Genomic DNA, 14,289 nt, shown 5'->3' with positions numbered 1-14,289 from the left:
AACAGATCTACCTTCGAATCTGTCACGGACATGCGGGTTGCACATATTAGCGACCTACACTTTGGGCGGCTTTCTTCTGCGCATATACAGGAAGACCTGATTACTAGCATTCGTACGGCAGGATGCGATGCGGTTATCATTACGGGTGATCTGACTCAGCGGGCAAGGAGGTCCGAATTCAGGGCGGCGCGAGCATTTCTTAGTGCACTCCCGAAGCCGCTGCTTGTTATTCCAGGAAATCATGATGCTCATGCCTGGTGGCATCACCCGGAGCTCCGGGTATTCAATCCGTTCCTGCGCTATAAAAAGTGGATCTCAGAAGATCTTGAGAAGAATATCTCTCGTGAAGGTCTGGCCGTACTGGGACTAAATACTGCACACGGCCTCACGGTCAAGGGAGGGCGCTGCACGACGCAGCAGATCGAGAGGGTCTACGATTATTTCCTTCGACAGCCTCCTGATGCGTTTAAGGTTCTCGCAGTTCATCATCCGTTGCTGGTTTTTCATCCATCCAAAGAGCTGGATGTGGCCCGCAAAGGAGCGGAGCTCTTACAGGCAGCTGTCGAGTGTGGCGTGGATGTGGTTTGCGCCGGTCATTGGCACCTGCCTCATATAGAGTTTTGCAATACCACTCCAGGTCGAATACTGGTCTCTGTTGCTGGAACTGCTACCTCGGATCGCGGGCGTTTTTCGCACGATGGGGTCAATTCATGGATCCTCCTTGAGAAAACCTCTCAGGGGATTGAGACCCAGTATTATATTTATGCCCAGGAAACCCGCACGTTTAACCTGACTGAGCATACCCGCTATCTACCCGATGGACAGGACGAGACAATCGTATGATTGAGACAAAAGAGCTGATTCCCCTGGAGGCCTTCAAAAAGCCTTTGGAACGGATGTGGGAAGCATCTGAAAAGAAGCTGTGGGCAATTGAGAAGGCAGCAGATGAAACGGAAACCCATCATGCGCTGGTCTATACCCAGAACGGGCACTATACCTCTCAGAGTTGGACAGACTGGACTCGCGGCTTCCGAATAGGATCCATGCTTCTGCAGGCTGAAGCGACTGACTCGAAGGAATTATTGAATTATGCACGTGAGGCGACCATTCAGCAAATCCTGCCCCAGACCACAAACTTTGGTGTTCACGATCATGGATTTACGGTCACCAGTACGTTTGGCACACTCCTTCGTCAGATGGATGAAGGCATGATCCCGCACAATGAGTGGGAGCGTAGATACTATGTTCACGCGCTAATCACCAGTGGGATTGTTCAGGCACATCGCTGGACGGATATCGGCGAAAACCTTGGATTCATCCATTCTTTCAACGGCCCGCATTCTCTTTTTGCGGACACCATTCGTTCCCTCCGCGCATTGGTGATTGCCCATCTGTTGGGAGGTGTCTTGCGGGGAGAAGAAGATGAAATGTTTGAGTTACTGGATCGGGCAGTTGCCCACATACGCACAACCTCCCGTTACATTGTTTCTTCGGCCTTTCAGGACCGTGATGGATACGCGGAGGCGGGGCGGGTCGCTCACGAAGCGATTTTCAATGTGCGCACTGGGTCCTACAGGTGTCCAAGCACCCAACAGGGATATTCACCGTTCACCACCTGGACCAGGGGGTTGGCATGGATTATTCTGGGGTATGCTGAGTTGTTGGAATTTTTTCAATTGCTTACCGAACGCTACAAGACAAAGTACGGGGACATTGAACATGAAATGCACAACGTACTCACATGGACTTCTGACTACTACATTCAAAACTCACCGACCTGTGGAGTCCCCTATTGGGATACAGGCGCGCCGGGTCTGAAAAATCTGGGAGACTGGTCCCGGCAGGACGCAGATCCATTCAATGAATGGGAACCGGTAGACAGTTCTGCGGCTGCAATCACTGCGCAGGGTCTTTTGCGCTTCGGAAAAATTCTGGGTCCACAATCGGGCAGGAAGTATTTGATGGCCGGGCGCAAGATTGCGTCTACGCTGCTGGATGAACCTTATCTGAGCACAGACCCAAATCATCAGGGTCTGCTTCTGCATAGTGTGTACCATTGGCCCCGGCGATGGGATTATGTGCCGGAGGGTTCGTCCGTTGCGAATGGGGAAAGTGTAATGTGGGGGGATTATCACCTACGGGAACTGGCACTTTATCTGGGTAGACTCTCAGGGTCGGAAGAGTATTACGCCTTTACGAATTTTGACTGGGATTTGCCAGATGAATAGGATCATCCATAAAAGATCGTGTTCATCCCAAACCTGAAAGGGGAGCTTCTGGACGGATATCCCCGGCTGCTATTCCAAGACCAGCGATGGACACCGGCCACTCCCCGCGGTGTTTATGATCCTACTCCCGAGATCCTCCCGTATCGTGTTCACCTACCCAAGGAGTTTGTCAACGACATCTACGTGGGAGTCCGAAATTAGTTGATTCTCCAACATAGACGTTACATCCATCTGCTGTCTTTTGTAGGGGATGCTGATAAAGCACGAGTCGGAGTGATCGAGGATTTTAAATATGATCGGCAAAAGTTAGAAGTTTTCCATTTCTGAAGCGATCAGTAAAGCTGTAGACAATTGTAAAGAACCTCGGGTTTTTGGTTTCAAGAGTAATCAGTGAAATTGACAATTGGCAACAAAGCGCCGAAGATAGTTAGGATCAAGATCGTTTGATGCGCTGGAACGAAGAATTGCGATCGTGACGAACCTCCATTTACGAATGGGATACACCAAGTGCGGTGGAATGGCAGTTCCCTACCTAGTGTGGTGTACCTCCTACGGATGAAAGACAATGACAGGCAGGTGGACGTACAAAACGTGGTCATGGGGCGAGGATTAAATGGCGTTACTCTAATCAGGCGGGGTACTTAGGTATTTAATTCCCAATTAAACCCGGGTTGTCCAATCTGATAGTTCAGTTGTATACCCAGAAACCTCAGAAATAAACCCTCTTGGTCACTACCTTGTGCTGAAGATCATGTACGGACCCCAGACACTGTAGCCAGCTGTGTTAGGCTATCGGTATAGAACATAGCCGTTCATCCGTATCTTCAGGGACTCGGATGAAAACAGCACTTTCTTTGGTGGCTTGGGTGTAAAAAGATACTGAACGAGGTTTCCCTAACGGATAATCCACCTATGAAAAACCTGTTTCCAATAATAGTTGTTGCCCTTGCGGGCTGCACATCCAGTGTAACCGAGATTTCTCGCCTGAGGGCATTAAAAACGGATGATCAGGTTATTGTACTGAATGACGTGCGTGGCGATACTGCACTGGTAGTGCAGTCTGCGCAGGACTTCAGACCGTTTTTGCACCCGATCCTGACCCCGGATGGGGCGACCTCAGTGACACAATTCAGTCCCGACCATCATCGCCATCAGACTGGCCTGTACTGGGGCTTCACACGGCTGAATGGTCGGGATTACTTCCACCACCCAGAGGGAGATTATTGGCAAAGAGATACTGTGATAGTAACCAGAGCCGCCGGAGACACGATTGGCTGGGCTACCGTCTATGATCTACTTGATGAGAACGGCAATCCTGTTCTCCAAGAAACCCAGAACTGGACTATGTACGAGACAGACAGTACCGTTGTACTGGATTTGACTTGGACGGGCAAGGCCATCAATGACGTTTTGGTCGGCAAATATGATTACAGCGGGCTGTTTCTACGGATGCCCTGGGCCCCGGGTATGGAAGGGCGTGCAGTGAATGCTGCACGACAGCGCAATCATTTTGCTGAGGGCCAGCGGGCCATGTGGATGGATGTCGGTCTTGCGCTGCCGGGACGCGAAGATATGGCCCATGTAGCCATATTTGATCATCCTGATAATGCGGATTTCCCACAACCCTGGCGTGTGGATGGTCAACTGGGAGTAGGGCCCGTTCGTGCCAGACTTGGCAACTGGACCATTGAAGCCGGTAATACGGAAACCATCCGGCACCGTTTACTCGTGTATACGGGAGAAATGAGTGACATTACGATGCGGGCAAAATGGGAGGACTATGCCGATCGCTCCGGTGCAATGTATTCCACCGCGTCCCTCTGGGGATTGGCGCAGCAGGAAGCGCGCGAAGCAGAGTTCCTTACCCCAGTGGCAGCAGCAGAGATGATGACTCTGAAAGAGGGCTACGAGGTTAACGCGTGGGCCGGTGAACCACTACTCACGCAGCCCATGGCCTTTGCGTGGGATGATAAGGGAAGGTTGTGGATAGCAGAGAATCGGGACTACGAATCACGTCAGACAGGATTCTCTGGGTCTGGGGATAGCCGCATCGTAATTCTGGAAGATACCGATCGCGATGGCACTGCAGATGTTCGAAAAGTTTTTATGGAAGGGATCGCTTTCCCGAGTGCACTGGCTGTGGGCTTTGGTGGGGTCTTTCTTGGCGCCCCGCCCCACCTGCTCTTTATCCCCGATCTCAATGGTGATGATCGTGCCGACGTCAATGACATTGAGATCCGCCTTACCGGCTGGGGAATTCGGGACAGGCACGAAACAATTAACAGTTTTCACTGGGGGCCAGATGGATGGCTCTATGGTCTTGAGGGATTTGCCACCTCATCGGTTATAAGAAAACCAGGGCCAGAAGCACAGCTCTACGGACATAAAGATGCCTTCCCGGAAGACCTACTGGAAGCCGACGGTGTGGAAATCAATGGTGGCGTATGGCGCTATCATCCAATAAAAGACAAGTTTGAAACAGTGGCACATGGCTTCAGTAACCCTTGGGGAATTGATTACGACGCACATGGTGAACTCTTTATAAGCGCCTGTGTGATCCCGCATGTTTTCCATGTGACCCCAGGCGGGATCTACATGCGGCAGGGTGGCACTCACTTAAACCCCCATATTTACGAAGATATTGCTCCTATAGTAGACCACCGACACCGTTCGGCGCATGGGGGCGCCCGCATTTATCAATCTGATGCATTTGCTCCGGAAGAAACGGGGCGCCTGTTCATGGCCAATATTCATGAGCACGCAGTCCTGAGTGATGTACTACATCCAAGTCGTAGTGGGTTCATAGCCAGTCACGGAGATGAGTTTATGATGGCACATAATGCCCAATGGGTTGGCTTTAGTATGGAGATAGGCCCAGAGGGAGCACTATATGTTCTTGACTGGCACGACGCGGACATCTGTGGCGGGGACGTTTTGGACAAGGATACCGGGAGGATCTTTCGAATTACACCATCAGAGTCTCATGCCGTGGAATGGGATGGTCGTTATGGGGATCTGCGTCAGCTCAGTGACCTTGAGCTAGCGGAGCTTCAGGATAGTCGAAGTGACTGGCATGCTCGACGCGCCCGTGTAATATTGCAGTACCGTGCGAGTGTGCGTGTGCTGGACGCCTCAGCCCTGACACATCTGAACACACTTTATGAAACTGGTGCCACAACGCCACTCAGACTGCGTGCGCTGTGGTCGCTGTACATAACAGGCAATTTCTCGCTTGAATCTCTTTCGGATGCACTGCAGGACAGGGAACCCTACATAAGGGCCTGGGGCGTTCGATTGATCACGGAACAGGACGCAATAGATCCTGAAGTTCTGCTGACTCTTGAGGAACTTGCCGAAAGGGAGAACTCTCCAGTCGTGCGTAAATACCTCGCAGCTATGCTTCAGCGGATCCCCAATGAGGGGCGCTGGCCAATCATTGAGGCGTTGATGAACTACCCGGAGGACGGCGAAGATCCAAACATTCCAACCTTACTGTGGACAGGTTTTGAACCACTGGTGACGGAAGCACCTGAACGTGCACTTTTGCTTATTGAAGATGCGAATGACTATCCGAAAATGACAGAGTTTGTGGGGCGGCGACTGGTTGGAGCCGGACATATGTCTCCACTGCTAGCCGCACTTCACGCAAGCCGGAATGAGCATCTGTTGCGTGGAATGCTGGCGGGCCTGGAAGGTGCGGGAGATATAGAAGCACCCAAAGACTGGGACCGTACCTACCGGAGATTGCGACGCAAACGTGAAACCCGTGTACTGGCAACCACAGTTGCCCAGCTATTTGGTGATGCCGAGGCTGAACGCGCCCTTATGACTGAGGTGATGAATGCTTCTTTGTCTTCGGAGCGGCGGATTGCCGCGTTGACGGCACTTGCACCATCACAACCTGATGCACTCAGAGAAGCCCTGTTTGAATTGATTAATGACCCGAATATGCGAACTGCCTCAATCCAGGCAGTCGCAGCTTTCAATGACGAGGAGCTGGGGCAACTTGTGCTCTCAATGTACGTGGACGCAACCCCCTACGACAAAGAGGCCATCATTCAAACCATGGCATCGCGTCCAGTATACGGATGGATGCTGGTTGAGTCACTCCGTGATGGTTCAATCCAGCGGAATGATATTCCTGTCTGGATCGCTCGGCAAATGCGGCGTGTCGTGGGAAGTGGTTTTGTAGAAATCTGGGGACCGATTGACGAGATTCCAGGAGATAAAGCCGCGGCTTACGCCCGATATCACACTCTGGTAACGTCTGGAATGGCAGCGGATGCCGCCAATGGACAGACTGTATTTGCGCAGGCCTGCGGGGCATGTCACCAAATGAATGGTGTCGGCGGACTTATAGGCCCAGACCTAACGGGGTCCAATCGGACAGATGTAGACTACCTGCTCAGCAATCTCATTTACCCGGATGAGTTCATCCAAGACGATTACCGGATGGTGCTCGCAACGACCCGCGGCGGACGTACGTATGTAGGTACCATGGTAGGTGAAAGTGACCGCCAAGTTATACTCCGGCCCATAGGGCAGAAGGATGTCGTGCTGAACCGCACCGAAATACAATCATTGGAGGTTTCCGAGGAATCATTAATGCCGGAAGAATTGCTCTCTGTGCTGTCCGACAAGGAAATTCAGGACCTGTTCGCGTATTTGCGAACCGCTGAGGCGTCAGCTCAATAGGTTTGGGGGTATAACCGTTGACCTTGTGATTCCGAATGTATTTTCGACACACAGTTTATCTCCTGGTATTTATCACCATGATCTGCCCCCTGCGTCAGCGCAGCGGATTGCCAAGTATGGGGTAGACTTCCTGACAGGAGAAGTAGATGCCCGGGCATTGGCCATGGGCGAAGCAAACGTTACACATACCCAGAATGTGTATAGTGTGTTTTGGAACCCGTCCAGATTGGCCCACACCGAATTCCCCGAAGTTGCCTACATGCATGCGGAGCGCTTTGCTGGGATTGTGTCGTTTGATTTTGCCGCGATCGCTTACCCAGTGAGCAGCACTTCCACCGTGGGGGCGAGTTTTTTTCGGAGCGGTGTGAATGACATCAAACTTGATTATCTGGGGAACATACGCCCCGCTGAACTCAAGACAGATTTTCTGTGGTTTATTCAAGAAATACAGTGCAGTGGCAGTGACCCAAAATCATTGATTCGTTATGTCCTCAAAAAACTTGTAGAGTGGAGAACGAGAAACGCGAATCTTACGCTAGCAAGACCAACCAATCGAAGAATCGCAGAGATTGTGAAAATTGCAGAACAACACTGGGAAACTGCTTTACCTGGGGTTGCAAGATTGCCTGTGCTGGCAATTTATTCCGCTTACGATTGTTTTGTACCAGAACTTCCCAAGTTTAGAGAATGTAAGTTGGGAGAAATGCGGTCACATACTGCATCTGATTCAAGATCTGATTGGTTGGGAGATATTCAGGTTGAAGATAAAGATGGACCTTCCAGACGAATACCTTCCAGCTGCTATTCCAAGACCAGTGGTGGACGGCGGCCACTCCCCACGGTATCTGTAAGTCTATCCCCCAGATCCTCTCGCATAGTGTTCACATACCCAAGGAGTCTATCCACGACACCTGGATGAGAATCAGCGAGGTTGGTCGTTTCTCCAATATCTGACTGCAGGTCAAACAACGATAACCCGATCGAATCCTGCCGATAGGCTCCCTGGAAGGTCGGTGTTGAAAGCGTTGCACCATGGATGCTCCGGTAGTGATGCGGCACATGCAATTTCCACCGGCCGGATCGAACTGCATGAAGTTGGTGTCCCTGGTAGAAGAACAGTGCCTCATGTGGAGACGCACCCCCATGGATAACGCTGACCAATGATTGCCCATCAAATGGAAATGGTCCGGGTGGTGCCCCGGTAAATGCTGCGATAGTTGGCATCACATCTATTGCCGAAACCATGGCATCAGTGACACCTGGCGCGATTACACCGGGCCAGGACACCAGCAGGGGCACCCGGTGTCCTCCTTCAAACGTGGTCCCTTTTCCCTCGCGCAGTGGGCCAACATGTCCGCTGTGGTCTCCCTTGATGAGCCACGGGCCATTGTCTGACGAAAAGATGATGAGCGTATTTTCAATCAGGTCATGCCGCTTGAGCGCCTCCATGATCTGACCTACTGACCAGTCGATTTCCATAATCACATCTGCATAAAGCCCGGCGCCGGATTGCCCCTCGAAGGCGTCTGAAACAAAAAGCGGAACATGCGGGAACGTGTGAGGGAGATACAGAAAGAAAGAGGTATCATAATTGGCATCTATGAAGTCCATTGCACGCTCGGTATAGCGCCGGGTCAGTTGAGATTGGTCCGGTTCCAGCTCAATGGTCTTGTAGTCTTCAACGAGTGGGATCGGCGGGTGCTGTCTGGCAGGTGGATTGGGATTCTTTATTGCATCCGGCGTCATGTCGTTGGAGTACGGGATTCCAAAGTACTCATCGAAACCGTGTTGTAGAGGTAGGTGTAGAGAGTCATGGCCCAAGTGCCATTTACCGTAGATCGCAGTGGCGTAGCCCAAATCTTTGAGCATTTCTGCCAGAGTTCGTTCGTCTGGATGCAGACCGCGTCTGGACTGTGGCATCAAGACTCCGGGAATACCGATCCGTTGCGGATACATCCCCGTGAGAAAGGCGGCTCTGGATGGAGAGCAGGAAGCGGCAGCCGTATAGAAATCCGTAAAACGAAGACCATTGGCAGCCAATGCGTCAAGGTGCGGAGTTGACAGAACATCTGACCCATAGCTGCCAAGATCTACCCATCCCTGATCGTCCGTGATGATCAAGATTACGTTGGGGGTATCGGAGGCAGGTTGGCAGCCGATCGTGGTCAATACCACAATTAGAAAGGCAATGCGGTGACGATTCATATACAGAAAACCAGCCCCTGAAAACGATATTCGTCAGTATGCTTCATGCCGCCAGGGGTAACCCAATTGAGATTCAACGAAAGTGAAATTAGTCACAAATATCGAATCCAATACTACCAAACACAGATTCAACAAACCAATTGGGCTTGATAAAGAACCACTGACCGAGTGCGTCGGAATAGGGAATTATAACCAGGAACACACACTCTTCCTGGGCTCGGACATAGAGTTGATGAAAGCACAGCTACCCGCACAACACTGATTCAATCCAGTGCATGTGAGGTCAGCTTTGCACTTTTACGATCCTTGAATTAGAAGTAGTAGCATGACATTCTTTCCTGCCGTCTACCCACGAACAGGCGGTACACCAGTTAGAGGTCGCTGAACATTCAATGTCGCCTGTACACTGGAGACCAGAGTTGGATGTGCATGTCTTTGGGTCCCTTGAGAACGTTATCGTGGTGCACTTTAGTTGGCCGTCTACCGCGGAACAGGCAGTACACGAATCAGGGGTTTTCGAACATTCAATGTCGCCAACACACTGAAGACCAGAACTGGATGAGCACGCTTCTGAGTCCTTCCAGAGCGTCGTCGTAGTGCACTTTCGTTGGCCGTCTACCATGGAACAGGCAGTACACGAATTCGGGGATGCCGAACATGTAATGTCGCCAACACATTGGAAACCAGAGCTAGATGCACACATCTTTGGGATCCTCGAGTGTGTCACCGTGTCGCACTCTAGTTCACCGTCTACCATGGAACAGGCAGTGCACGAATCTGGAGTGGAAGAGCATGAGTGATTACCACTGCAATGCAAATGCTCAGTAGAGCACTCGGCCTTATTCTCAGAAAATATTGAAGTAACGGAGCAGGAGCTAAGCCCAACTATTGCCAGAATTCCAGTAAAACCAACAATGAGTCTCATGGCCGGGATCGGTCTGGTTTCCAAACTGATTTGCAATGAAATTTACTTGCCAGTGGTAGAAAAAGATTCCGCAGAGCATATATCCACGTCAGCATGTATCCTAATCAGATGGATCTTTTCGCCTGACTGAGCGAATCTATCGATCTGTGACGTAGTCTAATCTTGTCTTGGTTACGTTGAACCAACGGTTCGCAAGGAGATGTTTAGTAAACCCGATTCTATTAACAGCGGGGATCAAATCTCACGAACCACTGACGAAGGGCGCACGCAATGATGAGCATACGGAGAAAGGCAACTGTCGGGGTGGCGGGATTTGAACCCACGACCTCTTCGTCCCGAACGAAGCGCGCTACCGGGCTGCGCTACACCCCGAGGTGAATCGGCTAACGCGTATAGAGACTATGGGATCCACCATTACTCCCTTTTCATGGAGCAACTAAACCTGCCACCTTATAACTATGAGGTACGTAATCAGGCCGGGCGCAGAGTAATTTTGGACCCGGTTCGGAAACGCTTTGTGCCGTTGACTCCCGAGGAATGGGTACGCCAACACTTTGTCCAGTATCTCATCAGGAATTTGGATGTTCCACCCGGATTGGTAGGCATTGAGGTAGCGATCCCGATACAGGATCGTCACTACCGGGCAGATATCGTCATCTATGATCGACGAATTGAGCCGGTAATGGTTGTTGAATGTAAAAGGCCGTCCGTTCAACTCAGCCAAGATACGTTTAATCAGATTGGGCATTACAACGCCACACTGAAGGTCCCCTATCTGGTGATTACCAATGGCATGCAGCATTATTGCTGCATGGTTGATCATGTCCATCGCTCCTATCATTTCTTAGACAAAATTCCATCTTATAGAACTATGATTCTGCCAATCAATCATGCTGAATGATTCGTATTCAATAGAGCTTCAGACCGTGCACGCCGCACTTTCCGAGGCAGCACTATTGTGCCGATCTGTTCAGGAGCGGGTTGCCATTACAAAAGGGGATCGGAGTCCCGTGACAATCGCAGACTTTGGAAGCCAGGCGTTGGTATGCCGGACTCTCCGTGAAGTGTTTCCGGATGATCCGATCATTGCAGAAGAGGACAGTACGCTTTTGAGGTCAGATGTACAGTCAGAGCTTCGAGAAACCTTAGGAAAGCATCTCGAAGTGATTCGCCCTGGCACTTCAATGAAGAGTGCTCTGAAATGGATTGACTATGGTAATACGGAGACGTATTCTGACCGATTCTGGACTCTGGATCCCATAGATGGTACGAAAGGGTTCTTGCGGAAGGAGCATTTTGCCGTAGCTCTGGCCCTGATTATTGAGGGGAAAGTGGCAGTCGCTGGGCTTGCGTGCCCAAATCTGGACCATAATATTTTTCTGGCTGCGAAGGGATTCGGTGCAAGGCGGGGAGAATTTCCCCTCCGTGTGAGCACAACTGAGGATCTGGAGCATGCCCGAATTTGCGAAAGTGTAGAGTCTGGCCACAGTGCACACCAAGATGTGGAGAGGGTTGTTGGACACCTTGGGATCACCGCAAAACGGAAGCGATTGGACAGCCAAGCAAAATATGCTGTCGTCGCAAGTGGCGACGCAGAAATCTATATGCGCCTACCTACACGCGGGGACTATATAGAACGTATTTGGGATCACGCAGCGGGCGCCCTTTTGCTGACGGAAGCAGGGGGGAAAGTAACAGATTGTACGGGTAAAGAATTGGATTTTTCCTGCGGAAAGGGTCTCGAACACAACTGCGGAATCATCGGGACTAATGGTAAAATCCATGGAGAAATAATCGAAGCCCTGAAGACTCTAAACCTAGGTCAGTCTCTTCAAGAATAGATTCCGTTAGTATATTACGTATGCATAATTTCTCATTTATTGTGAATTATTGCACTTGAAGTATACTGATTGTGCTCTGCCTGACAACAAACCATCCCCAAAATCTGGAGAAGACTGGATTCCCGCATTTGGTCCAACAACAATTAGAGTTGATGACACGGAGTCATATGACCACCAGTGCCCTTGTTCTGGAAGTTTTTTCCTTGACTATAGTACCTTGGGGATCAGAAATACATCTGAATAGTACATTGAGTATGTAAAAATACCCGGTTTTTGTGAATTTTTGCAGTTATGATATACTGCACGTGACATGATCAAGGAGATTAGTCTACCCAAAGGCCGAATTAGACTGGCCACTGTATTGAGAACCGCTGGAGATATTGTTCGCATTGACGATGTCGGGCGATCCCTCAATGTCAACCGTTCCACCGCTTCGAAATTACTTTCCCGGTGGGGCAGTCAGGGTTATCTGCGACGGGTTGGCCCAGGAATCTATGCAGTAGCAGAACTCGGCTGTATGGATCTGGGACAGGTACTGAATCACTCTTGGATGGTCGTACCAGCGTTATTTGATCCGGCATATCTCGGTGGTCGAACCATGACTGAATATTGGGATCTTACAGAACAGATCTTCATCGACACGGTCGTATTCACTGGAAAGCCCGTGAGATCCAGATATCAACGTCACTTAGGCCTTAGATACACTGTAAAGCATATTCATCCCAATAAAATTTTTGGCCTTGAGTGTGTATGGTACGAAAATATAAAGATCGCTATCTCAGATCTTCCCCGAACTATTTTGGACCTTTTGGATGACCCCTTGTTCTGTGGTGGGATAGATCATGTGATTGCCTGCTTTGGAGAATACTTACGTCATAACCGCCGACAGGATAAAAAACTGATTTCCTACGCAGAACGTCTCGGCAATGGAGCCGTCTTCAAACGCCTAGGCTTTCTGGCAGAACGCATGTCAGACTGTACATATCTCGTTGATGCTTGCAAGAAGAGAATGACTAAAGGTAATGCCAAAATTGCTCCCGGCTTTCCATGCCCCCGACTGGTGACGAAATGGCGCCTTTGGGTTCCTGAAAGGGATTTCCAATACGAAAGAGATGGTTATTAAGAAAGAGGTTATGAATGTCGCACGTTTATGCAGACTGCAACCTTATGTTATTGAGAAAGACTATGTGCTTGGATGGGTTTTAACCGGTATCTATCATCATTCCTCACTGAAGAATAGCTGGATCTTCAAGGGAGGGACCAGCTTCCATAAGTGTCATTACGAAACTTATCGATTTTCCGAAGACCTTGATTTCACGATTGTAGAACCGTCCCACCTCAGCCGTGACTTTCTCATTGAAACATTCAGCGAAATCAGTGAATGGGTTTTTGAGCAAGCTGGTCTTGAAATTCCGAAAGAACTACTTAACTTTGAGATTTACACAAATGCTCTCGGTTCCGAATCTTGCCAGGGTAAGATTGGTTATCGTGGCCCCATTGGCTCATTAAAGGGGTATTTCTCACTCCCAATCCTCAAGCTCGACCTAACGTTTGACGATGTTATTGTACTGCCGCCAGTTGTACGCATTATCCATCACTGCTATAGCGATAATCCACAAGGGGAACCTCTCATAAGGTGCTACCCTCCAGAGGAGGCCTATGCAGAAAACATTTGCGCTTTGGCACAACACGCTAAAGCACAGGATCTGTATGATGCAATCAATATATTTCGCAGCAATGAGGAACATCCTAATCTATCTGTTCTAAATGATTCAATCCGGAAAAAATGTGCTCACCGTGGAAATCCGATCCCAACGCTTGTTGATGTGCAATCAAAAAGGAAGGAGCTTGAACGTACTTGGGTTCCAATGCTGAGACATCAAGTTCAAGAACTTCCTCCAATTGAGTCTTATTTCAATGCATTGCCTGAATTTTTTGACTGGCTTGAAAGCGGTGCCCCACCTTCATTATCTGCCATAGAAAAGATGACAGCGGGTGAAGTGGTGGTCAGAGAACCTACCATGAGCTTACTTGTCAAGCGCACCACACAATCATACTTGGAATCTATCCGTTTTGCAGCGGTGAACTACCTATATGTTGACCTCCAGTACAAACAATCAATCCATCGCATTGAGCCATATTCATTGCGTCGTACAGAAGATGGCGACCTTGTGCTTCATGCCATCAGCGTTACTAACGGAGAGCATTGCAGGTACGAGATTGACCAAATCCATGGGGCAACTATCACACAACAGGCTTTCGTTCCTCGCTACTTGGTCGAGCTACGGCCCAAAATCCAGCCATCATGATACACCTGCAATTTTAGATGCATGTTGTCACCATTCGGATTGATCTGCCATGTGAATGGGTACTATCTATCCCTCAAATATATCTA

The 14,289-nt window shown here is 49.8% G+C and carries 10 protein-coding genes and 1 tRNA gene; 9 read left to right on the top strand and 2 right to left on the bottom strand.

Annotated elements, in window-relative coordinates:
- The first annotated feature begins 30 nt into the window (after positions 1-30).
- The 4 genes from F4Y64_03825 (at position 31) to F4Y64_03810 (ending at position 6,923) form a co-directional block, all read left to right on the top strand.
- Positions 31-843 carry a metallophosphoesterase gene (locus tag F4Y64_03825; GenBank protein MXX96727.1) on the top strand — a complete coding sequence of 271 codons (813 nt, stop codon included), beginning with the start codon at positions 31-33 and terminating at the stop codon, positions 841-843.
- Entirely contained in the window at positions 840-2,228 is a 1,389-nt protein-coding gene (locus F4Y64_03820) for a glycosyl hydrolase (protein ID MXX96726.1), read from the top strand. Before F4Y64_03825 ends, F4Y64_03820 begins: the two co-directional genes overlap by 4 nt.
- 18 nt (positions 2,229-2,246) lie before the next feature.
- Positions 2,247-2,429, top strand: a complete 183-nt coding sequence (locus F4Y64_03815; protein ID MXX96725.1) for a hypothetical protein — start codon at positions 2,247-2,249, stop codon at positions 2,427-2,429.
- 711 nt (positions 2,430-3,140) lie between these two features.
- Positions 3,141-6,923, top strand: coding sequence for a c-type cytochrome (locus F4Y64_03810; GenBank protein ID MXX96724.1), 3,783 nt, complete (start codon positions 3,141-3,143; stop codon positions 6,921-6,923).
- Between the two features lie 801 nt (positions 6,924-7,724).
- Here the strand turns inward: F4Y64_03810 and F4Y64_03805 are convergent.
- The gene (locus F4Y64_03805) at positions 7,725-9,128 is read right to left on the bottom strand and encodes a sulfatase (GenBank protein MXX96723.1); all 1,404 of its coding nucleotides are present in this window, start codon (positions 9,126-9,128) and stop codon (positions 7,725-7,727) included.
- A 620-nt stretch (positions 9,129-9,748) separates the two neighbouring features.
- Between F4Y64_03805 and F4Y64_03800 the strand changes: the two genes are divergently transcribed.
- On the top strand, positions 9,749-9,928 hold the full coding sequence (locus tag F4Y64_03800) for a hypothetical protein (protein MXX96722.1): 180 nt from the start codon (positions 9,749-9,751) through the stop codon (positions 9,926-9,928).
- A gap of 423 nt (positions 9,929-10,351) precedes the next feature.
- Here the strand turns inward: F4Y64_03800 and F4Y64_03795 are convergent.
- Positions 10,352-10,425, bottom strand: a tRNA-Pro gene (locus tag F4Y64_03795).
- 55 nt (positions 10,426-10,480) lie between these two features.
- On the opposite strand from F4Y64_03795, the gene F4Y64_03790 reads away from it, so the two are divergent.
- The 4 genes from F4Y64_03790 to F4Y64_03775 all read left to right on the top strand — a co-directional run bounded on the left by F4Y64_03790 (position 10,481) and on the right by F4Y64_03775 (position 14,203).
- Positions 10,481-10,954, top strand: coding sequence for a type I restriction enzyme HsdR N-terminal domain-containing protein (locus F4Y64_03790; GenBank protein ID MXX96721.1), 474 nt, complete (start codon positions 10,481-10,483; stop codon positions 10,952-10,954).
- Positions 10,944-11,894, top strand: coding sequence for a 3'(2'),5'-bisphosphate nucleotidase (locus F4Y64_03785; GenBank protein MXX96720.1), 951 nt, complete (start codon positions 10,944-10,946; stop codon positions 11,892-11,894). Before F4Y64_03790 ends, F4Y64_03785 begins: the two co-directional genes overlap by 11 nt.
- Positions 11,895-12,204: 310 nt before the next feature.
- On the top strand, positions 12,205-13,017 hold the full coding sequence (locus tag F4Y64_03780) for a hypothetical protein (protein MXX96719.1): 813 nt from the start codon (positions 12,205-12,207) through the stop codon (positions 13,015-13,017).
- The gene (locus F4Y64_03775) at positions 13,007-14,203 is read left to right on the top strand and encodes a nucleotidyl transferase AbiEii/AbiGii toxin family protein (GenBank protein MXX96718.1); all 1,197 of its coding nucleotides are present in this window, start codon (positions 13,007-13,009) and stop codon (positions 14,201-14,203) included. Before F4Y64_03780 ends, F4Y64_03775 begins: the two co-directional genes overlap by 11 nt.
- Positions 14,204-14,289: the final 86 nt, after the last annotated feature.

This window comes from Rhodothermaceae bacterium, assembly GCA_009838195.1.
In the GTDB taxonomy this organism is placed as follows: domain Bacteria; phylum Bacteroidota; class Rhodothermia; order Rhodothermales; family Bin80; genus Bin80.
The sequence above is the reverse complement of the archived record's forward strand: the minus strand, read 5'-3'. Positions and strand labels throughout refer to the sequence as shown.

Coding starts and splice junctions, on each gene's coding strand:
- F4Y64_03825 (MXX96727.1), top strand. CDS start 31: ATGCGGGTTGCACATATTAGCGACCTACACTTTGGGCGGCTTTCTTCT.
- F4Y64_03805 (MXX96723.1), bottom strand. CDS start 9,128: ATGAATCGTCACCGCATTGCCTTTCTAATTGTGGTATTGACCACGATC.
- F4Y64_03775 (MXX96718.1), top strand. CDS start 13,007: ATGGTTATTAAGAAAGAGGTTATGAATGTCGCACGTTTATGCAGACTG.
- F4Y64_03810 (MXX96724.1), top strand. CDS start 3,141: ATGAAAAACCTGTTTCCAATAATAGTTGTTGCCCTTGCGGGCTGCACA.
- F4Y64_03820 (MXX96726.1), top strand. CDS start 840: ATGATTGAGACAAAAGAGCTGATTCCCCTGGAGGCCTTCAAAAAGCCT.
- F4Y64_03780 (MXX96719.1), top strand. CDS start 12,205: ATGATCAAGGAGATTAGTCTACCCAAAGGCCGAATTAGACTGGCCACT.
- F4Y64_03790 (MXX96721.1), top strand. CDS start 10,481: ATGGAGCAACTAAACCTGCCACCTTATAACTATGAGGTACGTAATCAG.
- F4Y64_03800 (MXX96722.1), top strand. CDS start 9,749: ATGGAACAGGCAGTACACGAATTCGGGGATGCCGAACATGTAATGTCG.
- F4Y64_03785 (MXX96720.1), top strand. CDS start 10,944: ATGCTGAATGATTCGTATTCAATAGAGCTTCAGACCGTGCACGCCGCA.